Consider the following 22,877-nt stretch of genomic DNA (forward strand, 5'->3'; position numbering starts at 1 on the left):
CTCAAGGATTTATGCTGGCTTGGATTTCATCTATCGCAGCTTTAAATTCAACTATTTGCGCTGACCTTTTTATGCCATAATAAATTTATCACCTTGCTGTATGGTTCACAGGCGAATCGGTTGTCATTTTCTATGCTTTACGCCTGTCAGCACTTTTTTGTATGACCCACTCTCACAGGATGTTTTTATGAAACAATTTTTCGCGCCTTGTCTGGTACTTGCCAGTATGTTGGGCACAACACTTGCCCACGCAGCCTCCATGCCAGTGGATACCAATGCCCGCTTTAAACTAGGGTTAAACGCGTCTATCAACCATTATGCGTACGACAAGGACAATGATGTTACGGTCATGCCACAGGCATTTTATGACAACAATCGACTCTACATTGAAGGCAGTGAAGCAGGTTATTATCCCTACAAAGATGCACAAAACGAATGGCGATTGACCGCAAGCTACGATAGCCGTTTATTTGATCCAGATGATGCGAGCACAGCGGCGTTAAAAGGACTCGATGAGCGTAAATGGTCTGCTATGGTGGGCACCAGCTATATGCGCATCACCCCGTATGGTGGCTTTAAAGCGCAAGTGGAAACTGATGCATTGGGTCGCAGTGATGGTACTAGCGCAAAAGTGGCGCACTTAAGCAGATTTAAGGCAATGGATGATAAAATCACCATTTATCCTGAGTTAGGACTGCAGTGGTACAATGACAAGTACAACAATTACTACTTTGGTGTTTCTGAGCAAGAATCGCTACGCACCGGGATAAAAGCTTATAACGCTGATAGTAGCGTTACCCCCTATGTCAATGTCAGTGCCAGTTATGCAATTTCACCACGCTGGAGTGCGTTTATCAGTCAGCATTTAGAGTATTTGAGCGATGAGCAAAAAGACAGCCCACTGGTTGATAACCGTGTCGATAGCAAAACTAAAATTGGCTTTAACTATCAGTTTTAATGCCTAGTTTGATGCCTAGCCTGCCCATAAATAGCTTGCCCATAAAAAGCGCAAATTGTTTGATTTGCGCTTTTTTTATTTATAAGAAAGGGTTATTCACTTCGTCCACATGCGAAGCTTGCTGCTGTTGCGTGGTAGATTTTTCCACCGTTTGGGCTTGATGGGCTTCTAAATATGCAATGATTTGACTCAGCACATCTTGTAATTGTTTTGCCGTGGCTAGACTTTGTTTATCCAACGTAAACGTTGCACTGCCATAGAGATTGACTTGCTCTCCTTGATTCTCAAGGGTAAATTCGCCCAATCCGACGCTTTGGCTATCATTTTGAAATGGTTTAAAAGCACTCATCTTTTCCCCCTGTTTAGTTACTGATTTGCTAGTTTTTGACTTGCTAATTACTGATTTTGGTTATGGTGCAATAGTCGATACATTGCTCGGTAAACTGGGAAACGCATTGACCCCGGTGCGTTTTTTAAGTGCGCTTAGGCTAATTTTTTCAACGGTTCCGCTATCATCATTCGGGCTCAAAAATGCTATCGCTTGATGTTGTGATGGCAAATATACCGCTTTAAAAAAATGCGATGGCACCAACACGCGATTTTTTAAACGTTTGACTTCGGGCGTTAAGAACGCCACCCCTGTCACTACATAAGCTGAGCCGTATTGGTTGGTCAGGTTGCGAGTTTGTGTTTCAATTTTTACCCAAGTTTTACGGTTGTTGTCAGGTGTTTGTGGAGCAATATTGGCCAAACTAAAGCTATCAAATTGTGAGTCCGTGTTTGCCATATCAGCATTGGGCGCTAAATGCCCTCTATCAAATCCGGTACGGGTATAATCGCTCAATAGACTACGCATCTCGGCTGGCAGGCGAGTTTCTTCATGAAAGTTATCCTCTCTGACCAAGGTTTTGGCAGCCGTTATTCGTTGTCGCGTCAAATGCTCAGCGACCCAAATAGGGGTTTTGGTGACACCCGAATACATCACCGCAAAGCCATTAAAGCACAGTGGGTAGGTTTTTTGCGACAGCTTGGCGGTCATTATCGGCTGGGTTTTCTCCAAAAACTCGCTGGCGCATTTTTGTAACGCCTTGTCTAGCGGGCGCGTGGTGAGTGTTTGGGTATCTGTGTTCGCTTGGGTGGCAGGAATAGTAGTAGGGATAGTAACAGTATTGCTATCGGGCTTGGCGGTTGAGGGCGTAACACTACAACCTGTCAAATACAGCAAGCCAACGCTTATGGCTGATAAGATGGCAGTATGGCTAACAAAATGGGTTTGAACTATCATGAGTGACCTTAAAAAAAAGAAAAAATGAAAAATGATGCAATGACGACAATGGTATGGTTGGGGCTAAAGTGTCGGATAACGTAGTTTAAAGCTTGGTTTAAAACTTCTTGGTTATTTTATAAGGTTTTTTAGTGGAATACGCAAATATTTACTGGTAGTGACAGCAGTTTTTTGACATATTTTTGGCTAATATTGTTTTGACTATTTTTATCCCCATATTTTCCCATCAACAATTGCTTAAGTTCTGATAAAATACGCTTTTTGTCGTTAGTAAATCCTCTATGAGTACATCAACCACATCACAAAACGCCGTCGTCTTACTCTCGGGCGGGCTAGATTCCGTGACTTGCCTTTACTGGGCAAAAGCCAATTATACCAACGTCACAGCGGTAAGCTTTAACTATGGTCAGCGCCACAATAGCGAACTTAATGCCGCCAAAAAAATCGCCGCGACTGCCCAAGTCAACCACCGTATTATCGATATTGATTTGGCACAATTAGGTGGCTCAGCGTTGACCGATGCTTCGCTGGTGGTACCCGATGCCAAACAAACAGATTTTAGCGATAATCAGCATAATGACAGCATTCCAATTACCTATGTGCCTGCGCGTAATACCATCTTTTTGTCGTATGCGCTGGCATTGGCAGAGGTGACACAGTCCAATGCCATTGTGATTGGCGTCAATGCAGTCGATTATTCAGGCTATCCTGACTGTCGTCCTGAATATATTGCAGCCTTTGAAAAGATGGCAAATCTCGCTACCAAAGCCGGTGTGATGGGCAATCATCTCCACATTGCAACGCCATTGTTGCATTTAAGTAAAGCAGAAATCATTAAGCTTGGGGTATCTTTGGGGGTTGATTATGCGTTGACCGTGTCATGCTACCGCGCAGATAGCGAAGGACGCGCCTGCGGGCACTGCGATAGCTGTTATCTACGTCAGCAAGGTTTTTTACAAGCTGAAATAGATGACCCGACTATTTATCAGTAATCTATCATCATCAAATCCTGCCAGCTTTATTGCGTCAACGGTAAAGCTAGCCATTGTACGATTGAACACCTGCTGTTCTATACTGCTGTCTCTTATGAGGATAAACTATGAAACATTCAGCCATCGTGACCCTATTTGCTAGCATGGTTTTGCCGTTTGCCGCGCATGCCGCCAACCCACAATATGTCAATGCTTGCGCTACACAAATGACCGAAAAACACATCACTGATGCCGCTTCTGCAAAAAAAGTATGTACTTGTGTGGTAGATGAACAATCAAAAATCACCCAAGCGCAAAAAAATGAGCTCGATACCTGGGTAAAAAGTGGCAAAGATGTTCGCCAAAACAAAACTTTCCAAACCATCAGTGCTCGTATGAAAGCGTGCGGTAACGGCGTTAAATTTAATAAAGCCCGTCCCTAATTGGTTACACTCAATACCATAATCGATAGCGCCGCACCACCAGACCAGTTGTTTACTGGTCTTTTTTTATTTTGTCGCATGAAGAAGTTTGTACTCAATCTGGCTTTCTGATATTGTTAGTTCAATTTTTGCTTGGGAAATGTCCATGACTCAACTACCCAATTTTTTAGTCACCACGGTTGAAGCGGATACCAGCCGTCATGCTACAGCGCAGCCGCAATTTATCCAGCGTCAAATCAACCTACTAGCGTATGCCAAGCAGTCAGAGAAAGGCTTGATTCTGTACTTTTATCCAAAAGACAACACCTCAGGCTGTACTGTACAAGCGCAAGATTTTAGCCAGCATTTGACCCAATTGCAGCAGCTTGGCTACCAAGTCATTGGCGTATCAAGAGATAGTGTTAAAAGCCATGAAAAATTTATCGCCAACCAACAAATTAATTTTGCGCTGGTGAGTGATACCGATGAACAACTTTGCCAATATTTTGGCATCATTGCCGAGAAAAAACTATACGGCAAAGTCAGCCTTGGCGTGGTACGTTCAACGTTAATTTTCGACCCCTCAGGCAAGCTGGTTCATGAGATGCGCAATGTCCGCGCCAAGGGGCATATTGATAAATTACTTGCGATATTGCCCACCCTTTAACCCAAACTAACCTAAATTAACCCAAACGCCTTATTTTATTTTGATTTTTTGACTCGAGATCACTCATTGTATGTCCGTGAACCAATTTTTTAAAAATATCTATCACGACTTGTATTATGACGTCTATAAAGCAGTCGGTGGTTCGCTCGAAGACGAAGCGGTTAATTGGCCGCTGTATCTCTCCAAACTTGCCAGCACAGGCATCAAAATTATGGTGCTGTTGGCAATTTTGGGTGTGGTCTATCGGTTAAGTTTATTGCTCATCAATTCTGCCCGTTTTATCGCCAAAGACAGTAAATACAGCCAATCGTTAAGGCTCATCGCACGGTTGATGTGGTTGTTTTCAAGTTTGCTTGCGGTGATGAGTCAGCTTAATTTTGAACCTGAAACAGTCAAAGCCACTGCCAAAGCCGGTATTTGGTCAGTGATTTTTTATATGGCGTGGTACAACCTCGGTTATTTGATGCAAAAAATGCTCAAAAATTATGGGCTAAACGCGTCGATTGAACAACTACTGCATAATTTGTTGTCTATGCTTATCATCGTATTGTGGATTGCCTCGGTGATGTCGCAGTTTGGTTTTGATATTGTGTCTGTGGTCGCAGGTCTTGGGATTGCGGGTATCGCAGTGGGTTTTGCGGCGCAAGCCACACTCGCCAACTTTATTGCCGGTATCACCATTTTGATTGAGCAGTCGTTTCAAGTCGGTGATTGGGTCAGCATCAATGAAAAAGAAGGTAAAGTGGTGCAAATCGCCCTGCGCACTACCCAAATTTTGACCCGTGACAATATCACCGTGATTTTCCCCAATTCAACCGTTGCTTCAGCCGAAGTCATTAATCTAACTGCCAAAAATCTGATTCGTTTTGATATTGAAGTGCGTATCGCGTTGGAAGCGGATATCGAAAGCGCTCGCGCTATCATTCTTGATATTTTAGCCAACACCAAAGAGGTATTAGAGCGTCCTGCGCCCACAGCGACAGTGGATAAAATTGGCGATTTTGGGGTGTTTTTTATCGTGCGGTTTTGGGTCAATCCGCCTCACGTGTCTCGAATGCCATTTATCAAAGAAAATCTACGCGAACAAATCAAAGTAGCACTCGATGATGCCGGCATTGCCATACCTTACCCGCATATGCAGCTTTTAATGCCAAGCGCAATGCCAAGAGGTGAAGCAGCCCCATCGGTAAAAACTTCCCCATAATTTCAGACATTCTGTCATTTGTCCTTTGCTAATCATGCTAAAATACGCCATTAATCAACTTTGACTTTTTTTGGCAGTGTTTATGACAGACAGCAATACAACGCCCGTCGGGCAAACTTTTCACATTGTAATCACTTGTGCGGATGGGCTAGAGATTCCCTTGCAAACTGAGCTGGCAAGCTTTGGTATAGATACACAAATTGAGCGCACGGGTCGGCTGATGGCGACATTGACGTTGGCGCAGATTTATCAAGTTTGCCTATGGTCTCGTGTGGCATCACGGGTGTTGTTACCACTGGGCAAAAAGAACATCAATCCCGAGTACGATATTGCAGAACAGCTCTATACCTTTGCCAAAACGGTCAAATGGACCCAATTATTTGATTTGGAACAAACCTTTGCAATTCGTTTAACCCTAGATAAGCGCGTACAAGCCAACCAGCAATTCACCATGCTGCGTGTCAAAGATGCGATTGCCGACCAATTTAACGAGCAGTTCGGTCGTCGCCCCAATGTCGATAAAAACCCCGATTTTGGCATTGTCGCTACGGTGGGTGACAAACAAGCTGAATTGTATCTAGACTTATCAGGGACCAGTTTGCACCGCCGTGGTTATCGTGCTGCGATGACTGAAGCGCCACTCAAAGAGAACTTAGCGGCCGCCCTGCTCTATAGCGTGAATTTTCACACCACCCAATTTGACAGTATCGTCGACCCGATGTGCGGCTCAGGCACGCTGATTATTGAAGCCTTACTGATGAGCGCAGATTATGCCGTGGGACTGGATAAAGCCGATAGCCAATTTGGGTTTTATGCATGGCAACATCATGATACTGCCCTTTGGGAGGCTATGGTGCAAGACGCGCAAACCCGTTTTCATCATCGCTTAAATGCCATGGCAAATGGCGAGATGCCCGCGGTATTTGCTTTTGATATGGACTCAGGCGCGGTTCGAGCCACGCATAAAAATTTAATCGCCGCAGGTTTGACGCCTATCATCAACCGTATTACCTTGCAGCAGCGCTCACTGGCGACCCTTAATTTGGCATTAGAAAAACAAGTCAATGGCTGGGTCAATCCCCTGTTTATTACCAACCCACCCTATGGTGAGCGTCTGGGTGAAGAAGAATTGATTAAACCCTTGTATCAAGGTTTGGGTAAAAAATTACAAGCCCTGTTTGCAGACAGCCCTGCCAAAGTGACTTTGGGTGTCCTCGCTGCCAAAGTTGAACAAGCCGACGTACTACCCCTTGCCGAGCCAAAAACCCTACGCTGTCATAACGGTGCTATCACCGTTTATTTTCGTTATGGTGAGCTGTTAAAGAGTAAAGACACACCGTTAATTACGCGCTTTGAAAAACGTGAAATCGCCGTAGAAGAAGGTCAAGATTTTATCAATCGACTACAAAAAAATCTTGCCAATCTGCGTAAGCTTGCTCACAAACAAGCTGTAACCAATCTGCGGGTGTATGATGCCGACTTACCTGATTTTAAAGTAGCAGTGGATGTATATGGCGAATTTGTGCATGTGCAAGAATATGCCGCCCCTAAATCAATCCCGTTAGAGACCGCCAAAAAACGCTTTAATCTAGCGCTGCATGGCGTGCGTGAAGCCTTGCAAGTAAACCGTGAGCAAGTGTTTATCAAAACCCGCGCCCGCCAATCCGGCAATGAGCAGTATGAGAAAAAAGCCAATTCGGGTAAATTCCATGTGGTCAGCGAGCCAACCGCCAACAACCAACGGGCGTATTTTTTGGTGAACTTTAGCGATTATTTGGATACAGGGTTATTCCTTGACCATCGCAGCATCCGAAAAATTATTGCAGAAAACTCACGCGGTAAAACGGTGCTTAATCTGTTTGCTTATACTTGTACTGCCAGCGTTCATGCGGCATTGGGCGGGGCAAAAGCGGTGACATCGGTGGATTTATCACAAAACTATCTGGATTGGGGACGCAAAAATTTTGCCCTAAACGGCTTGCCAGATTTGCCAAGCTACCAATTTATTGCCCAAGATATTTTTGAATGGATTAAAAGCAACACTGAGCAGTACGATGTGATTTTTATCGATCCGCCGACTTTTTCTAACTCCAAGAAATTTCAAGGTACTTTTGATGTGCAGCGCGACCACGTACCACTCATCAACCGTGCCATGAATCGCTTATCCTCTGAAGGCGTGTTGTATTTTTCCAATAACTTTACCAAATTTATGCTAGACGACGAAATCAACAACCGTTACCACGTTGAAGAAATGACCAACCAAACCATCGGCTTTGATTTTGATAGTAAACGCCCTATTCACCAGTCGTGGGCGATTCGCCACAAATAATTTGCCAATAAAAAAGCGATGACTCGTGTTAGCCATCGCTTTTTTTGATGAGTTGGTTATTTTGCCATAGTCTTGGTTTCAATCACGCTATCAAGCTTATACAGGTTGCCATAGCCTTTGGTATCGGTGGGCGGTGTGCGATAGCGAGTCAAGCGTAAAACCCGCTGTGCGCTTTCATCATGACGATAATTGATGATAGGCGCATCGAGAAGATACCATTGACCCACCGCTGTTTTTAGTCCCTGAGTATCATAATGGATATCACGCACTTCTAGGCATTTTCTATCGGTCACGTTGTCACAATACTGCCATTTGGGTTTGACTTCCAAAAATACGGTTTCCCCTTTGCCGTATTTTACTTCAGGCTTTAATTTACCTACCCACTGAAGCCAGCTACCATCAGCCGTGGTTTGCGACAATACTGCATCTACTTGAGTTTCCATTATTTGTAGCTCACTTGGGCTTTGCATCTGTTTAGCAAGCCATTGTTCCCGTGCTTGCAATTCACCACAGCCCATTAAAGTACTAATACCTGTCCCAATGGGTTGCATGGTATTTTTGCTTAGGCTATATTGATTTGATAGTTGGTTACAGCCTACATTATAGGTTATGTGATTTTGGTTAAAGTTTAGCGTAATTTTGCCATTCTGTGTTTGCAAGTATGAACCATTCCACGTAATCGGATCTGTGCTATTGATATTGTTAAGCTGCCAATCATAACTCTGTAAAGAATTAGTGGTTGGGGTAGAGCCGATAAAGATGGGCAGCTGCACGTATGGCACTCTTTCAATAGGTGCTGATGGGTTAGTATGCACCGTTTGGCAACCAGTCAGGGCAAGCATGAGCAATGCGCTGGTTTTAAAGCCGCCTTTAACTTGATTGTTTATCATTCTTTATATCCATTATTAGACCATTAATCGAAGTTTAGCCAAATATTTATGGTTACTCAGCATCCGTTCTGTAAATTTAGTTCAGTACCTTTAAGTTTAGTTGAGTATCTTTAATGGGAGAGTTGGCATAAAAAAACCCAGTCAAGCGACTAGGTTTTTGATTTTAAACTTAACATAAACAGTCTTAACATAAACAGTTATTTATTCGGTTGTGGCGTGGTGCGCAGATAAGGCTTGATTTCTTTATGACCTTTTGGGAATTTCGCGGCGATTTCTTCATTTTTGACGCTTGGTGGGATAATCACATCGTCTCCGTCTTGCCACTCAACTGGCGTTGCAATGCCATAATTATCTGACAATTGCAAGGCATCAATCACCCGTAAAATTTCATTGAAGTTACGACCTACGGCGGCTGGGTAAGTGAAAGTTAGCCGCAGTTTATGCTGTGGATCGATAATAAATACGCTGCGAACCGTGTGCGTGGTTGACGCATTTGGGTGAATCATGTCGTAAGCTTCCGATACTTTTTTATCGGCGTCTGCAATGATAGGGAAATTCACCGCGCAGCCTTGGGTTTCTGAGATATCGCCTGCCCAAGCTTTGTGATCTTCGACGCTATCGACTGATAATGCGATCGGTTTGACATGGCGTTTTTTGAATTCGTCACCCAATGATGCCGTGCGTCCTAACTCCGTGGTGCAAACTGGGGTAAAGTCTGCCGGATGTGAGAATAAAACCACCCAGTTATCACCTTGCCAATCGTAAAAATTGATGTTGCCTTCGGTGGTTTGTGCGTCAAAATTTGGTGCCGTGTCGCCAATTCGTAATTGTGCCATCGCTGACTCCTTATGATTTGATTTGATCTGATTTGATTAATAATATGTGGTTATTGTTTGATATCGGTCTTTTACACAGACTCAGCAAAATTTTAACAGATTCTAAATTCATTAATCATGACTTTTTGCAAATCTTTGTTTCTAAAAAGGCATAAGCACTCTACGATAGGCTGTTTTATAGTAAAGGTTTTAATCAAATTCCGCCGTCTTTAAAAACCGCGCGACCACGTTAAACTGCCCAGCGGTGGTATCTTCTTCATACATCGCTTGGCGAAACGCATTGGAATTGGCAATGCCTGAGGTATACCAAGCAATATGTTTACGAGCGATACGACACCCCGAGTATTCACCATAAAACGCATAAATCTCTTGCAAATGGCTTAATACAATCTCTTTTAGCGCCTCCATCGTTGGACTAGGCAGGATTTCACCAGTCTTAAGGTAATGCGCAATGTCGCGAAAAATCCAAGGCTGCCCTTGCCCTGCTCGCCCAATCATAATACCATCAGCGCCTGTTTGCTCATATACTTGTTTGGCTTTTTGCGGGCTGTCGATATCCCCATTGACGATAACAGGAATGGTGAGAAGATTTTTGACCTCTTTAATTAACTCATAGCGAGCGCTGCCCAGATATTTATCTTCGCGGGTGCGTCCATGTATCACAATCATGGCGATACCTGCCTCTTCTGCCATTTGTGCGACACGCAAAATATTTTCTTCACCATTGGCATAGCCTAGACGGGTTTTTAGCGTGACTGGCACATCCACTGCATTGACCGTGGCATCCAATAGTCGCTTGACCAAGTCTTCATCTTTGAGTAGCGCTGAACCGGCAAGCTTTTTGCAAACTTTTTTTGCTGGGCAACCCATATTGATATCGACAATTTGCGCCCCATTGGCAACTTGATAGCGAGCCGCTTCGGCGATTTTTTCTGGGTCTGAGCCCGCGATTTGCGCAGAAATAGGTGCGATTTCACCCTCAAAATTGGCACGATACAGCGTTTTGTGATGAGCAAATAACGTGGCATCAGACGTCATCATCTCTGACACCGCATGCCCTGCACCAAAGGACTTAGCCAGCATGCGAAAAGGCTTATCAGTAACGCCTGCCATCGGCGCAACGATGATGCGGTTGGCGATGGTCTCGTCGCCGATATTGAGAGGGGTAAGTAATGGATGGTTGGACATAAATAAAAAAGAATAATGGGCTCAAAAATGGGGGAACATTATAACTTTTATCACTCGTGCTTTGGCTAAAAATATCACGTATTTAGTGCAAATCTGCATTTCCCCCTCTTTTAAGCAATTGGGTGAGTTTTTATATCAATTTTTTACGATTTTTTATCTATTTGTCATATAGACTTAACCCAATAGAAGTTTAATAGTGTCATACTCATCAATTTGCTAGACATAGATTTAGACATAGATATGAGCATAAACATATGTTAAAACAGCTTAAACTTTGGTATCGAGGCGGTAAGCATGTCAATGGCGAAGTGATTTATCAGATGCCCCATTGGTCTGCTAGGGTGGCTCGCCGTATGGTTGATTTTGTTTCGCTTGAATGGAAGTGGTTATTGGCATTTTTATGCCTAATCATGATAATTCTTATTATCGCTATTTGATTCGCCGCTATTTGATTTGTCGATATTTTACCCATTTCGCCATGCCAATTTGGGCAACATATGTGAGGTAAAGATATTGTATATAAAGCCGCTAAAAAGGTTCACTATGTTTTACCATGACAAATAGTTGAGATTTTAGTATACTATCTTGTTTATTTGACACGCTTATACGACCGCTATGACCCAAATTCCTGTCATTCAAAACCCAGAAATGGTCAATCCCCAAGACCTTACCGCAAAAACCAATTTACTTGGCATGAGTAAGGCTGAACTTGGACAATTTTTTGCCAAGCTCGGCGAAAAACCGTTTCGCGCCACCCAAGTCATGAAGTGGATTTATCAGTTTGGCGTGACCGATTTTTATCAAATGACGAATTTGTCCAAAAAACTACAAGAAACATTGGATGAAGTGGCAACTGTTTCGCCCCCAACGGTAAAGTTTAAACAATTTAGCGAAGATGGCACCCGCAAATGGGTGTTTGAAGTAGCAGGTGGCTCGCTGGTGGAAACTGTACTCATCCCTGCTGACGATAACAAACAGTTTGGACGTAAAACCTTGTGTATTTCCTCACAAGTCGGCTGTGCGCTTGACTGCTCGTTTTGTAGCACCGGTAAACAAGGCTTTGAGCGGGACTTATCCCCTAGCGAAATTATCGGACAGCTGTGGGTGGCCAACCAGTCTTATATGGAAAATGTGCCTGTCACTGAACGTGAAAATCGGGTTACCAATGTGGTGATGATGGGCATGGGTGAACCGCTGTTAAATTATGAGCCTGTGGTAGCCAGTATGTCATTGATGCTCGATGATTTTGGTTTTGGATTATCCAAACGCCGCGTCACCCTATCAACATCGGGCATCGTGCCAAAGATGTATGAGCTCGCCAAAGACATTGATGTGGCACTTGCCATCAGCCTACATGCACCCAATGACGAACTGCGTAACGAACTGGTACCCATCAATAAAAAATATCCACTCAAAGAGCTGATAGCCGCCGCTAAATCTTATGTATATGACGAAAACCCCCGTCATAAAAAGCACGTCACCATTGAATATGTGATGTTAAAAGACGTCAATGATACTGATGAACACGCCCGCCAGCTGGTCAATCTGCTCAAAGATTTGCCTTGCAAAATTAATTTGATTCCGTTTAATCCGTTCCCGCATGCGCCTTACGGACGCTCTAGTAACAATCGTATTCATGCGTTTAGCAATATCTTGAACCAAGCAGGCTTTGTCTGTACCATTCGCCAAACCCGTGGCGATGACATTGATGCGGCATGTGGACAACTGGTCGGACAAGTCACCGATAAGACCCGCCGTGCAAAACAATGGCAAGAAAAAGTGTCTAAAACATTACAATCTAAAGCGTCTCATTAAATCTTTTATCATTATAATAGTTTGGCGTGGTAAAGGCACAAGTTAGCCTTATCGGTTGGTGTTATCAAGGTTTTTTTGCTATAGTAATAGCCATTTTTAGTAATAGGGTTGTTTTGCTATTGGGTTTTATCGACAATTAAAAATCGTTATCTACTGTCAAAATTTTTAATTATTTAATTTAGTTCATTTGATTATGAGTAAGTTTGTTATGCCACCATGTCACTCACGTCAAACTCATTTATACCACAGCCAACCTGCTATTTTGTGTCAATTACACGACAACCATATAGACGACGATAAAATGCCGGGCAAATCAAATTTTTTATCGAAGGTTTTTGCCGCAGGCATGATTGGCCTTTCAAGCTTCAGCCTTTGCCTAACCGGTTGTACCACTACCCGACAAGTCACCACGCAGACAGTTACTGCCAGTGACCCAAGTCGTTGGGAAAAAAACCCAGAAGAAATCGCTAGGATTCGCACCGCGATTGCCGCTGAGTATATTCGTGGTGGAAAATTAGACGATGCCAAACGGCAGTTAGAAAGTGCATTAAAGTCTTATCCAAAGTCAGCAGAAGCCAATGATATGATGGGTGTGTTGCTGCAGCAAGAAGGCAGCCCGCGCAATATGCAAAAAGCCGAAGCTTATTTTAAAAATGCCATTGCACTCAATCCTGACTTTAGTCAAGCAAACAACAATTATGGCGTCTATCTCGCCCAACTCAGTCGTAACCAAGAAGCGATTGCGCAGTTTCAAATTGCGGGTTCTGCGTTAGGGTATGACGGTCGTGCCAGTGCGTTAGAGAATTTAGGGCGTACGGCATTAAAGGTAAAAAACAAACCGCTGGCGGTACAGTCATTTATCAAAGCGCTCGATGCCAATCGCCAAAGCATCGTCGCACGTACAGAGCTTATTGATATTTTATTGGCTGATGGCAAATTTTTGGAGGCGCAGGCGCTGTATAATGATTTGGTTAAAATTATTGGTCAATCCAACCTTGACCCGCGCACTTTATCGCAAGGGATTAGGCTTGCCAAACTTGCGAACAATCCCATAGAAGTGCAAAAATTAGCGCAGCAGCTTTTGGATCGCTATCCACTTAGCGATGAAGCAAAGCAGATTCGTTCTGGACTTTTAACCCCAACGTCAACTTGGAAATAAGATGGAAAACAGCAATAACACCGACAATCAACAAAACTCTACCCCTGTTCATGACACAACCCAGCTTTTGGGTCAGCGTTTTAAACAAGCCCGTGAGAAAAAAGGCTTATCGATTGACGATGTGGCTGCCAAAACTTTCATTTTAAAAAGCCATCTTCGGGCGCTTGAAGCCAATGATTTTGACGCCTTACCACAGCCTACCTTTGCGCGCGGTTTTGCCACTACCTATGGGCGTTTTTTGGGTTTGGATAAAAATCTGGTTGCGCAAAGTTTTGATGCCCAATACCCCGCCACCCTCAAACAAAAATATGCCACGGTCATCAATGCCCCGATGCAGCCGATGGGCACGCTTAATCGTGAAGCGCGTCCTAGTGTGCGTATTAACCCTTTTGTCATTGGTGGGATTTTATTGGTATTGGGGCTTGCGATTTTTATTTTTAATAAAGTTAGCAAAGCACATAATGACTCAGTTGAACAAGCGCCCGCTAGTGCTGTTGCCAGTATGCCAACCCAAGACCAAGTCAGCGGTGCGTCGCTTAACAATGCAGGCTCAGCGATTGTGACAAACACGGTGACTGCCAGTGGGTTACCCGCAACCGGATCTGCCATTACTGGTGTCGCGGTGAGTGCTGATAATGCCAGTGGTACAGCAGCGACAGGACAAGCTGGCGCCAAAGCTTCGATTGACATTTTTGTGAAAGATACCACCAAAATCACCATTGTCGATGCGACAGGCAATACGATTTTAGATGGAGATCAAGCACGCGGTAGTTACCAATTGACAGGTCAAGCGCCGTTTCAAGTCAATATCGATAAAGCCAGCAATGTGAGCTTGGATTTGAACAAACAACCGATTAAATTAAGCAATTATGCCCAAAACGATAAAGCCAATTTTACGTTAAAACCTTAACCGCTTATAACTTTAAAAATACGCTAAATCATTCGTTATAATAATAGGAACGCCTATGTCAGCGCATAACCCCATCAAACGTAAACTCACCAAAAAAATCTACGTCGGTAATGTCGCAATAGGCGCAGATGCGCCGATTAGTGTGCAAAGTATGACCAATACAGATACTTGTGATGTGGCAGCGACGGTTGCGCAAATCAATCGCTGTGTGGATGCTGGTGCGGATTTTATGCGCGTCTCTACGCCAACGATGGAAAGCGTAAAAGCCTTTGCCGAAATCAAAAAACAAGTTTCTGTACCCCTGGTGGCAGACGTTCATTTTGATTATAAAATTGCGCTGGCGGTGGCTGATGCAGGTGCAGACTGCTTACGTATCAACCCAGGTAATATCGGTAATGAACAAAAAGTGCGTGAAGTGATTGCCGCTGCCAAACATCATGGCATCAGTATGCGTATTGGCGTAAACGCGGGGTCACTAGAAAAAGACATCCAAAAAAAATATGGTGAACCCACGGGTGAAGCGATGCTTGAGTCGGCGATGCGCCATATTGATATTTTAGATCGTAATAACTTTGACCAATTTAAAATCTCAGTCAAAGCCAGTAATGTGTTTTTGACCATGGATGCGTATCGGCTGATTTCTGCACAAGTTGATAATCCCTTGCATCTAGGTGTGACAGAAGCGGGGGTATATCGCACAGGTACCGTTAAGTCTGCGATTGCGTTAGGCGGACTACTGCTAGAAGGTATTGGCGATACCATGCGTATTTCGCTAGCCGCTGAGCCAGAAGAAGAAATTAAAATCGGTTTTGATATCTTAAAATCACTCAGTATCCGTAGTAATGGGGTGAATTTTATCGCCTGCCCCAGCTGCTCACGCCAAGAGTTTGATGTGATTCGGGTGATGATGGACTTAGAAAAACGCCTAGAAGATATCCGTGAGCCAATGGATGTATCGGTGATTGGCTGTAAAGTCAATGGTCCAGGGGAAGCCAAAGAATCGGATATCGGCGTGGTGGGTGCTAGTCCAAATAGCCTAGTATATAAAAATGGGGAAAAATCACATTTGATTGATACCACCAAGCTTGCTGACGAGATTGAAGCCATGGTCCGTCAGAAAGTGGCTGAACGTGAAGCGCAGCGCGCCAATGAGATTTTACGGGTTAAATAATTTTTGTATCGTTTATTTTTTAGTTTGCATTTTTGGGAAATTGACCATGTTAAAATCCATTAAAGGTTTTAATGATATCTTACATATTGAGACAGAATCTACGCGCCCATCGAGTGAGTGGCGCCAACTTGAAAGCAGCCTTATCGATGTGCTCAATCAATTTGGCTTTGAGCAAATTCGCCTCCCAATCGTTGAAGAAACCCAGCTATTTGCCCGTGCGATTGGCGATGCCACTGACATTGTCGAAAAGGAAATGTATAGTTTTTATGACAAATCCAACCCACCCACGGCATTGACGCTACGCCCTGAAGGCACGGCAGGCGCGGTACGTGCCGTGGTGGAGCATAACTTATTGCGGGGTGACAATCCAAAACTTTGGTACATCGGGCCTATGTTTCGCTATGAACAACCGCAAAAAGGTCGTTATCGTCAGTTTCACCAATTAGGGGTTGAGAGTTTTGGCAGTGAATTAGCGGATGCTGATGCCGAGCTCATTATCATGACCTACCAAATGTGGCAAAAATTGGGTATTTTAGATGTGGTTCAACTTGAGATTAATAGCTTGGGTGAGATAGACGAACGACTGGCGTATCGCCAAGCCTTGGTGGACTTTTTAACCGATAAAAAATCTCAATTGGATGAAGATAGTCAGCGCCGCTTAACCACCAACCCACTACGCATTTTAGATAGTAAAGATAAAAATACCCAACAAATTTTAGAGAACGCCCCAAAGCTTGCTGACTTTTTGGGGGCAGCAAGCCAGCAGCATTTTGAAGCCTTGCAACATTATCTTAAAGCAGTCGGCATCAATTTTGTGATTAATCCAAAACTGGTACGCGGTTTAGATTATTACAATAAAACCGTATTTGAATGGACGACTGACCAGCTAGGTAGCCAAGCCACGGTATGTGCTGGGGGGCGTTATGATGGGCTTATTGGACAAATCAAAGCCATTGGCAGTGATAAACCAGCCGCTTCCGAGCCGGCAGTAGGTTTTGCCATGGGGCTTGAGCGTTTGTTGTTACTCATGCAAAAGGTGCATCCGTTTGAGGCAACACCTGCCTGTGATGTATTTGTGGTCGCCCATCCTGATGTTTACACCGATGCCATCAAATTTGCCCATGAGCTACGTACACGACGCTCAAATCTTCGCGTGAAAATGGCAAGTGCCACGAGTTTAAAAGCGCAAATGAAAAAAGCCGACAAATCAGGTGCGCACTTGTCAGTGATTATCGCGCAAGATGAAGTCGCTAACCAGCAAATTACCATCAAAAAAATGGCAACCGGTGACCAAATTACGGTCGCGAGTGACACACTCTTTAGCGAAAATCCAGATTTTATCTAATCTATCTGATTGAGCCAAATTTGATGGTTAACTTATATCAGTAATTTTTTGAAAGGCTTTATGTAATGGTTAAAGACGTACAACCTAAGCTAGTGAATGATGAACAGCAATCCTTAGGCGCGCTTAAACAATATGGTGGCTATATTTTGTCCGCCATTATGTTGGTATTAGCGGGCTATTTTGGCTGGAGTTACTGGCAAAAGCATGGCGGCAATATAGATACCGCAGCGGCGAACGATTTTGCCAAAATTCAAAGCGACCAAAACAACATTGAGACCCTAACCACCCAAGCTGCCAGCGATACCAAAGCACAAGCGCAACTGACTACGGCGCAAACCAATTTGGACAAAGACTTGGATGAATTTGTGGCTAAACATGATAATTCGGTTTATACATGGCAAGCCTTGATGCTGCAAGCCAAACAGCAAACCGATAAAAATGATCTAAAAGCGGCGGCGGCAACGCTACAAAAAGCATCTCAGTTAACGCTGAAGGATGAGGGGCTAAAAGCCATTGCCATTTTGCGCCAAGCACAAGTGCTATTGTCAGACAATCAAGCGGATGCGGCACAAAAACGCTTACAAAGCCCCTTACCTGCTGCCTTTGAAGCCAGTAAACTTGAGATTTTGGGGGACATTGCCAACCAACAAGGTGATAAAAAAGCGGCGGCTACTCATTACCAAAAGGCTTGGCAATTGATTGAACAACGTAATCAAAACAACCCAAACCCACAAGACCGTGCCTTGCTGCGTATCAAAATGGAAAGCCTAGGCTTAAGCGTCAAACAACCTGATTTAACAGGCGGGGTACTCGCTAAACCTATCCAAGCCCCTACCCAAGCTGAAAATACTGCCCCTGCTGCAGCAATCGCCTCTGCGCCTGCTATTGCCTCAAGCATAAAATAGGTGCAAAATCTTAATCTGACAAAACTTTTAACTGACAACATTTAGACTTCACCATACGTTGCGAGATAAACAATGACTACTACCATAACAACAATAAAATCGACACCCTTATCGACAAACTTAATGAAACCTGCCGTATTTGTAACCGCCTTGGTGGTAGCGATGACCCTGACAGGTTGTGACAAATTTAAAAAATCTGACAATATCCATAAACCTGCCGCACTTGTGAAACTCGCTAGCAGTCAAAATGTGATTTCTCCGCTGTTTAGTCAAGGCAGCAATGCAAAAGTTAGCCAACGCTTTGGCAATTTGCGCAATAAAACCACCATCAGCCAACAACCTACCGCCTTTCGCGTGGCATATGACAACAATGGCTATGTGAATGCGTTAGCAGACGGTAGCGTGCAAGCGTTTGATGGGCAAGGCAAAGTGCTGTGGAGTATCAAGCTCAAACAAGGCCTAATGTCAGGGGTGGCGCTAGATGAACAATCTCGCGTAGCCGTGGTTAGTGACAGCAAAGGGGTCATCATTGCGTTAGACAGAATGACTGGCAAAGTTATTTGGCAAACGCCTTTAGACACCGTAACCCTATCCCCTGCCTTAATCAGCCAAAACCGTGTCATTACCCTTGGCAATGATGGTAAAATTAGTGCGCTGTCGCTAGAGTCTGGCGCGCCTATTTGGACTTTTAACACCCAAAATCCAAATTTAAGCATTCGCGGTAGTGCCACGCCGATTTTATTCAATCGCAATACAGTGCTGGTTTCGACAGCCGATGGTCGTATCCATGCTTTAAACATCGATAATGGCGTACCTATTTGGTCAAAACGTTTTGGTATCAGCAAAGGCAGTAGCGATATCGAAAAAATTTCTGATGTGGATGCCACCCCCGTACTAGATGGCAATATGCTGTACGTTGTGTCTTATAGCGGTCAGTTAGTCGCTGCCGATATGGCTTCACAGCAGCTAAGTTTTGTCAAAGAGTTGGCGAGCCTAAAATCAGTCGGCACAGATGCTAGTCAAGTTTACGCCACTTCGCTTGATGGCGAATTGGTAGCGATGGATAAAATGACAGGCACGGTTAATTGGCAAACCGATAATTTGTCTTATCGTGGTTTGAGTAACGCGGTGAGTATCGGCAACTACGTGGTGGTTGGTGATGCTATGGGTTATTTGCATGTGTATGACCGCACCTCAGGGGCACTGGTTGACAGAAAACAAGCCAAATCCGACGTGGCGGTATTACAGTTTATCAATAACCGTTTGATTGCCCAAAGCGCAAATGGCGCACTTAGTGTTTGGCAAGTAAATCGTTAATTGTTAAACTGTTCACGCATTTGGCAGTTTTGGCGAGTGGATGAGCAGCCCAGACTGATAAAAGTGTGAGTTTAAATGACAACCCAGCATTGCAGCGCGATGTTGGGTTTGTTAAGTTATAGAAATAATGAATTTTTCAAGCTTGTTGAAAATCTTGCTTGTTGAAAATCTTGCTTTTTGAAAATTTTGGAAATTAAATTTATGAAACCAGTTGTTGCCTTGATTGGCCGTCCGAACGTTGGCAAGTCCACCCTATTTAATCAGTTGACCCGCAGTCGTCAAGCCTTGGTTGCTGATTTGGCAGGTCTTACCCGCGACCGTCAATATGGCGATGCAACCTTTGAAGAAAAATCCTTTATCGTCATCGATACCGGTGGTATTGGTGAAGTGGATGAAGGTGACGGCACCATTGATGACTATATGTCGCACCAATCGCATACCGCTATCCATGAAGCAGATATCATTGTGTTTGTGGTTGATAGCCGCGCAGGTATCACAGGCGCCGATGAAGTCATTGCCAAACAACTTCACACCCTTGGCAAGCCGGTGTTTTTAGCCGCCAATAAAATGGATGGTGTCCATGAAGCGGCGATTCATGAATTTTATGCGTTAGGTTTTGGCGAGCCATTTTCCATGGCAGCCAGTCACGGACGTGGGGTCGGTAATTTATTAGAAGCCGTCACTGCTAATATGCCCACCGATGACCAAGAAGAACAAGCACCTGATGGTTTACGTATCGCCATCATTGGTAGACCCAATGTGGGCAAATCAACGCTTGTCAATCGCTTGCTTGGTGAAGAACGTGTGGTGGTTTTTGATATGCCAGGTACCACGCGCGATAGTATCTATATTCCTTACGAGCGTGACAACAGACATTATGTGTTGATTGATACCGCGGGCGTGCGTCGCCGTGGACGTATTGACGAAAAAGTTGAAAAATTTTCTGTGGTAAAAACCTTGCAAGCCATCAAAGATGCCCATGTGGTCATCGTGGTCATTGATGCGCAAGAAGGCATTACCGATCAGGATTTGAACTTGTTGGGCTACGCCTTAGAAGCAGGTCGCGCGATGGTACTTGCCATTAATAAATGGGATGGGCTTGACCAAGACCAAAAGAATTTTGTCAAAATTGAAATGGATCGACGTTTTAACTTTATCCCTTATGTAAAGGTTCATTTAATCTCGGCGCTTCATGGGACGGGCGTTGGCAATCTTTACCCATCGATTCACCGTGCCTATGATGCTGCGATGTTTGATATTTCCACCAGTCGATTAACCCAAATTCTGCAAGATGCGGTTACTGCACACCAGCCCCCTATGGTAGGCGGGCGACGTATTAAACTTCGCTTTGCGCATTTGGGCGGTCATAATCCACCGATTATTGTGATTCATGGCAATCAGACCAGCCAAGTGCCAAACAGTTATCGTCGCTATCTAGAAAACGAATTTCGCAAGGTATTCAAGCTTGAAGGTACCCCGATTCGGGTTGAGTTTAAACAAAACGCCAACCCTTACGCAGGTCGCACTAATACCATGACGGATGCGCAAAAAGAACGTAAACGTCGAGAGGTACAAAAATTCAAAAAGCGCGGCAAAAAACGTTAAGGCGATGTTAGTTGGCGTTTTAAGGGATGAGTGAATGGTACAGAAGACTTTAGGTTATCAAATTGGGGTAAAGCGTATCGTTGCAATACCCTTTTTATTGGTTTTATTTATTTGCCTTGCGATTTATACCTTAGTCGACTTGACCCAAACCGTGCAATCTGAAATCAAACAGGCGAGTAAGATAAATTATCTACTTGCCCAGTCTATTGCCAGCAGTCCTAACAGTGTGACAACCGCTAGCATTGACAAACTGTTAAGCGAAATGCCGCAGTACGAAAGCATTGTGTTTTTTCCATTTGATCAGCAGCAGCATCCGACCACCCGTCCAATTAAAGTTACTGAAGTGCTTTTTGAGCGCTATTACGGATTGAGCGAACCTGTTAAAATCAATTTGTTAAAATTAACGCCCAATCAAAAAAATACTAAAGTAGACCAGCTAATTGGCTATAGTAATCTTACCCTTGACCTACAAACCATTCGCCAGCAATGGTTTTGGCAACATTTACCGTTAATGCTTGTGCTATCATTTATTGCGCTGCTAAATTTGTGGTTTGTGGTGCAGAAGGTGCAAAATTTAACCAATCGTTTGCCGAAACTTGAAAATTTAAGCCATCAAATTTTGCAAGATGAGTTTTCACAGGCAGAGGCGTATAAGCTGCCAAAAAGTAATGAGGCTTGGGTATTTGAAAAAGCCTTGGTGTATTTGCTCAACAAGCGCAAGGCGCAAATTGACCAAATCAACACCCTTCGCCAAGAAAAAAATGCCCTTGAAGACAGCCAATTTAAGCAGCTTGAGCATAGCTCAAAATTTGAAAATATTTTGATTCATGAGTTCAAATCCTCGGTGAGTCGTATCGAATCGGGTTTACAGCTATTACATAATCAATATATCAGCGCTGAGCAAAAAGATGCCGTTGAAATTATTACTTTGGGTAAAGATGATTTAAATGCTAAGCTGGATCAAATCATCCAAATTAACCGTATCGATAAAGGTCAAACAGGCGTCAGCGCCTACCAATTTAGTCCAACGGCGTTAATCACCCAAATTGTCAATGACTATCAGCCTTTGGCTGCCGAGAAAAATATCACGTTAAAGGCAAAGCCCTATCACGCCGATTATGTCCTAGAAGGCGATATTCAAAAAATCACTTTGATTATTAGCTCATTGGTAGAAAATGCGATTAAATTTACTGATAAAGGCAGCATAACCATCACCTCGCAGTTGCAACATTTACAAACGCAAGTACGGTGGATGTTGCAGATTGAAGATACCGGTATAGGCATTGCCAAGGAACATTTAGAGCAGATTTTTGAACCTTTTTTCCAAATTAATCCTGAAATAAAGCATACCTCCTCAAATAATTCTGCGGGATTATTTCTAGTGAAAAAACTACTAGAACTGATGAAAGGCAGCATCACAGTTACCAGCGAACCTGATGTGGGTACCAATTTTCAGGTATCGTTACTGCTAAAAGATTGGAAACACAATTATGAGCGCAATTTATTGATAAATAAACATATTGTTGTTTGGTATCACTATGAAGATTTATTCGAAAAAGCCAAACGCATGGAAAATGCGGGTGCTAAAGTTGAGACGTTTACCAGTAGCGAACTTCTTGAAGATTATTTGTTATTTCATACGGTGGATGCGTTATTTATCTCGCGAAATATCGATTATCAAGCGATGTTAGACTTCGTCAGCAAATTTCGTGAGCTTGAACAAAACGGCAGGGTCACCATTATTTGTGTTTATGACACCAAAGCGTTAAATCCGCATACCATCGAACTGCTAAAAATAGCGGGGGTTGATTATTTTGTCAAAAAAGAAGTAATAGACGATACACCCGATCAATATATTAAAGAGCTGTCCCATATTTTGAGTTAAAATTTGAGTTAAAAA

Annotated in this window: 20 protein-coding genes; 15 read left to right on the forward strand and 5 right to left on the reverse strand. The window is 43.6% G+C overall.

Annotation, left to right across the window (positions count from 1 at the left end; translation table 11 throughout):
* Positions 1-187: 187 nt before the first annotated feature.
* Entirely contained in the window at positions 188-958 is a 771-nt protein-coding gene (locus tag RTS10_RS02220) for a MipA/OmpV family protein (protein ID WP_312539034.1), read from the forward strand.
* A gap of 79 nt (positions 959-1,037) precedes the next feature.
* On the opposite strand, the gene RTS10_RS02225 is transcribed toward RTS10_RS02220, so the two are convergent.
* Positions 1,038-1,307, reverse strand: coding sequence for a hypothetical protein (locus RTS10_RS02225; protein ID WP_282849565.1), 270 nt, complete (start codon positions 1,305-1,307; stop codon positions 1,038-1,040).
* Positions 1,308-1,367: 60 nt separating this feature from the next.
* A complete protein-coding gene (locus tag RTS10_RS02230) occupies positions 1,368-2,243 on the reverse strand; it encodes a DNA/RNA non-specific endonuclease (protein ID WP_312539036.1) in 876 nt (291 codons plus the stop codon).
* 281 nt (positions 2,244-2,524) lie between these two features.
* Between RTS10_RS02230 and queC the strand changes: the two genes are divergently transcribed.
* From queC to rlmKL, 5 genes are all read left to right on the forward strand, one after another.
* Positions 2,525-3,235 carry a 7-cyano-7-deazaguanine synthase QueC gene (gene queC, locus RTS10_RS02235; RefSeq protein ID WP_159374785.1) on the forward strand — a complete coding sequence of 237 codons (711 nt, stop codon included), beginning with the start codon at positions 2,525-2,527 and terminating at the stop codon, positions 3,233-3,235.
* Between the two features lie 107 nt (positions 3,236-3,342).
* On the forward strand, positions 3,343-3,657 hold the full coding sequence (locus tag RTS10_RS02240; RefSeq protein ID WP_065252727.1) for a hypothetical protein: 315 nt from the start codon (positions 3,343-3,345) through the stop codon (positions 3,655-3,657).
* Positions 3,658-3,802: 145 nt separating this feature from the next.
* Positions 3,803-4,303 (forward strand): peroxiredoxin, encoded by a 501-nt coding sequence (locus RTS10_RS02245; protein ID WP_312523218.1) that lies wholly within the window; start codon positions 3,803-3,805, stop codon positions 4,301-4,303.
* A 70-nt stretch (positions 4,304-4,373) separates the two neighbouring features.
* Complete coding sequence (locus RTS10_RS02250) at positions 4,374-5,507, forward strand: mechanosensitive ion channel family protein (protein ID WP_312539037.1); 1,134 nt, start codon at positions 4,374-4,376, stop codon at positions 5,505-5,507.
* Between the two features lie 82 nt (positions 5,508-5,589).
* Positions 5,590-7,836, forward strand: coding sequence for a bifunctional 23S rRNA (guanine(2069)-N(7))-methyltransferase RlmK/23S rRNA (guanine(2445)-N(2))-methyltransferase RlmL (rlmKL, locus tag RTS10_RS02255; protein WP_312539038.1), 2,247 nt, complete (start codon positions 5,590-5,592; stop codon positions 7,834-7,836).
* Positions 7,837-7,892: 56 nt separating this feature from the next.
* Here rlmKL and RTS10_RS02260 read toward each other — a convergent pair whose 3' ends face one another.
* From RTS10_RS02260 to dusB, 3 genes are all read right to left on the reverse strand, one after another.
* A complete protein-coding gene (locus RTS10_RS02260) occupies positions 7,893-8,726 on the reverse strand; it encodes an META domain-containing protein (protein WP_312539039.1) in 834 nt (277 codons plus the stop codon).
* 197 nt (positions 8,727-8,923) lie between these two features.
* Positions 8,924-9,562, reverse strand: coding sequence for a peroxiredoxin (locus tag RTS10_RS02265; RefSeq protein ID WP_050325417.1), 639 nt, complete (start codon positions 9,560-9,562; stop codon positions 8,924-8,926).
* Positions 9,563-9,751: 189 nt separating this feature from the next.
* A complete protein-coding gene (dusB, locus tag RTS10_RS02270) occupies positions 9,752-10,750 on the reverse strand; it encodes a tRNA dihydrouridine synthase DusB (protein ID WP_312539040.1) in 999 nt (332 codons plus the stop codon).
* 615 nt (positions 10,751-11,365) lie between these two features.
* Between dusB and rlmN the strand changes: the two genes are divergently transcribed.
* From rlmN to RTS10_RS02315, 9 genes are all read left to right on the forward strand, one after another.
* Positions 11,366-12,565, forward strand: coding sequence for a dual-specificity RNA methyltransferase RlmN (gene rlmN, locus RTS10_RS02275; protein ID WP_312539041.1), 1,200 nt, complete (start codon positions 11,366-11,368; stop codon positions 12,563-12,565).
* 346 nt (positions 12,566-12,911) lie between these two features.
* The gene (gene pilW, locus RTS10_RS02280) at positions 12,912-13,724 is read left to right on the forward strand and encodes a type IV pilus biogenesis/stability protein PilW (RefSeq protein WP_312539044.1); all 813 of its coding nucleotides are present in this window, start codon (positions 12,912-12,914) and stop codon (positions 13,722-13,724) included.
* A 1-nt stretch (position 13,725) separates the two neighbouring features.
* Entirely contained in the window at positions 13,726-14,634 is a 909-nt protein-coding gene (locus RTS10_RS02285) for a helix-turn-helix domain-containing protein (protein WP_099808110.1), read from the forward strand.
* Positions 14,635-14,689: 55 nt separating this feature from the next.
* On the forward strand, positions 14,690-15,805 hold the full coding sequence (gene ispG, locus RTS10_RS02290; RefSeq protein ID WP_312539046.1) for a flavodoxin-dependent (E)-4-hydroxy-3-methylbut-2-enyl-diphosphate synthase: 1,116 nt from the start codon (positions 14,690-14,692) through the stop codon (positions 15,803-15,805).
* 46 nt (positions 15,806-15,851) lie between these two features.
* Positions 15,852-17,150 (forward strand): histidine--tRNA ligase, encoded by a 1,299-nt coding sequence (hisS, locus tag RTS10_RS02295; protein WP_050325765.1) that lies wholly within the window; start codon positions 15,852-15,854, stop codon positions 17,148-17,150.
* A 65-nt stretch (positions 17,151-17,215) separates the two neighbouring features.
* Positions 17,216-18,055: a YfgM family protein gene (locus RTS10_RS02300; RefSeq protein WP_312539047.1), complete on the forward strand. Its 840-nt coding sequence runs from the start codon at positions 17,216-17,218 to the stop codon at positions 18,053-18,055.
* A 123-nt stretch (positions 18,056-18,178) separates the two neighbouring features.
* Positions 18,179-19,372, forward strand: coding sequence for an outer membrane protein assembly factor BamB (bamB, locus tag RTS10_RS02305; protein ID WP_312539048.1), 1,194 nt, complete (start codon positions 18,179-18,181; stop codon positions 19,370-19,372).
* Between the two features lie 201 nt (positions 19,373-19,573).
* Positions 19,574-20,977, forward strand: a complete 1,404-nt coding sequence (gene der, locus RTS10_RS02310; RefSeq protein ID WP_065252739.1) for a ribosome biogenesis GTPase Der — start codon at positions 19,574-19,576, stop codon at positions 20,975-20,977.
* A 34-nt stretch (positions 20,978-21,011) separates the two neighbouring features.
* The gene (locus RTS10_RS02315; RefSeq protein ID WP_312539049.1) at positions 21,012-22,862 is read left to right on the forward strand and encodes a sensor histidine kinase; all 1,851 of its coding nucleotides are present in this window, start codon (positions 21,012-21,014) and stop codon (positions 22,860-22,862) included.
* Positions 22,863-22,877 lie beyond the last annotated feature (15 nt).

Origin of the sequence: Moraxella sp. CTOTU47616, assembly GCF_032017465.1 — a bacterium.
Taxonomy (GTDB): domain Bacteria; phylum Pseudomonadota; class Gammaproteobacteria; order Pseudomonadales; family Moraxellaceae; genus Faucicola; species Faucicola tetraodonis.

Excerpts from the sequence above, each read along its gene's own strand:
- RTS10_RS02220 (WP_312539034.1), top strand. The coding sequence starts at position 188 with ATGAAACAATTTTTCGCGCCTTGTCTGGTACTTGCCAGTATGTTGGGC.
- RTS10_RS02225 (WP_282849565.1), bottom strand. The coding sequence starts at position 1,307 with ATGAGTGCTTTTAAACCATTTCAAAATGATAGCCAAAGCGTCGGATTG.
- RTS10_RS02230 (WP_312539036.1), bottom strand. The coding sequence starts at position 2,243 with ATGATAGTTCAAACCCATTTTGTTAGCCATACTGCCATCTTATCAGCC.
- queC (WP_159374785.1), top strand. The coding sequence starts at position 2,525 with ATGAGTACATCAACCACATCACAAAACGCCGTCGTCTTACTCTCGGGC.
- RTS10_RS02240 (WP_065252727.1), top strand. The coding sequence starts at position 3,343 with ATGAAACATTCAGCCATCGTGACCCTATTTGCTAGCATGGTTTTGCCG.
- RTS10_RS02245 (WP_312523218.1), top strand. The coding sequence starts at position 3,803 with ATGACTCAACTACCCAATTTTTTAGTCACCACGGTTGAAGCGGATACC.
- RTS10_RS02250 (WP_312539037.1), top strand. The coding sequence starts at position 4,374 with ATGTCCGTGAACCAATTTTTTAAAAATATCTATCACGACTTGTATTAT.
- rlmKL (WP_312539038.1), top strand. The coding sequence starts at position 5,590 with ATGACAGACAGCAATACAACGCCCGTCGGGCAAACTTTTCACATTGTA.
- RTS10_RS02260 (WP_312539039.1), bottom strand. The coding sequence starts at position 8,726 with ATGATAAACAATCAAGTTAAAGGCGGCTTTAAAACCAGCGCATTGCTC.
- RTS10_RS02265 (WP_050325417.1), bottom strand. The coding sequence starts at position 9,562 with ATGGCACAATTACGAATTGGCGACACGGCACCAAATTTTGACGCACAA.
- dusB (WP_312539040.1), bottom strand. The coding sequence starts at position 10,750 with ATGTCCAACCATCCATTACTTACCCCTCTCAATATCGGCGACGAGACC.
- rlmN (WP_312539041.1), top strand. The coding sequence starts at position 11,366 with ATGACCCAAATTCCTGTCATTCAAAACCCAGAAATGGTCAATCCCCAA.
- pilW (WP_312539044.1), top strand. The coding sequence starts at position 12,912 with ATGATTGGCCTTTCAAGCTTCAGCCTTTGCCTAACCGGTTGTACCACT.
- RTS10_RS02285 (WP_099808110.1), top strand. The coding sequence starts at position 13,726 with ATGGAAAACAGCAATAACACCGACAATCAACAAAACTCTACCCCTGTT.
- ispG (WP_312539046.1), top strand. The coding sequence starts at position 14,690 with ATGTCAGCGCATAACCCCATCAAACGTAAACTCACCAAAAAAATCTAC.
- hisS (WP_050325765.1), top strand. The coding sequence starts at position 15,852 with ATGTTAAAATCCATTAAAGGTTTTAATGATATCTTACATATTGAGACA.
- RTS10_RS02300 (WP_312539047.1), top strand. The coding sequence starts at position 17,216 with ATGGTTAAAGACGTACAACCTAAGCTAGTGAATGATGAACAGCAATCC.
- bamB (WP_312539048.1), top strand. The coding sequence starts at position 18,179 with ATGAAACCTGCCGTATTTGTAACCGCCTTGGTGGTAGCGATGACCCTG.
- der (WP_065252739.1), top strand. The coding sequence starts at position 19,574 with ATGAAACCAGTTGTTGCCTTGATTGGCCGTCCGAACGTTGGCAAGTCC.
- RTS10_RS02315 (WP_312539049.1), top strand. The coding sequence starts at position 21,012 with ATGGTACAGAAGACTTTAGGTTATCAAATTGGGGTAAAGCGTATCGTT.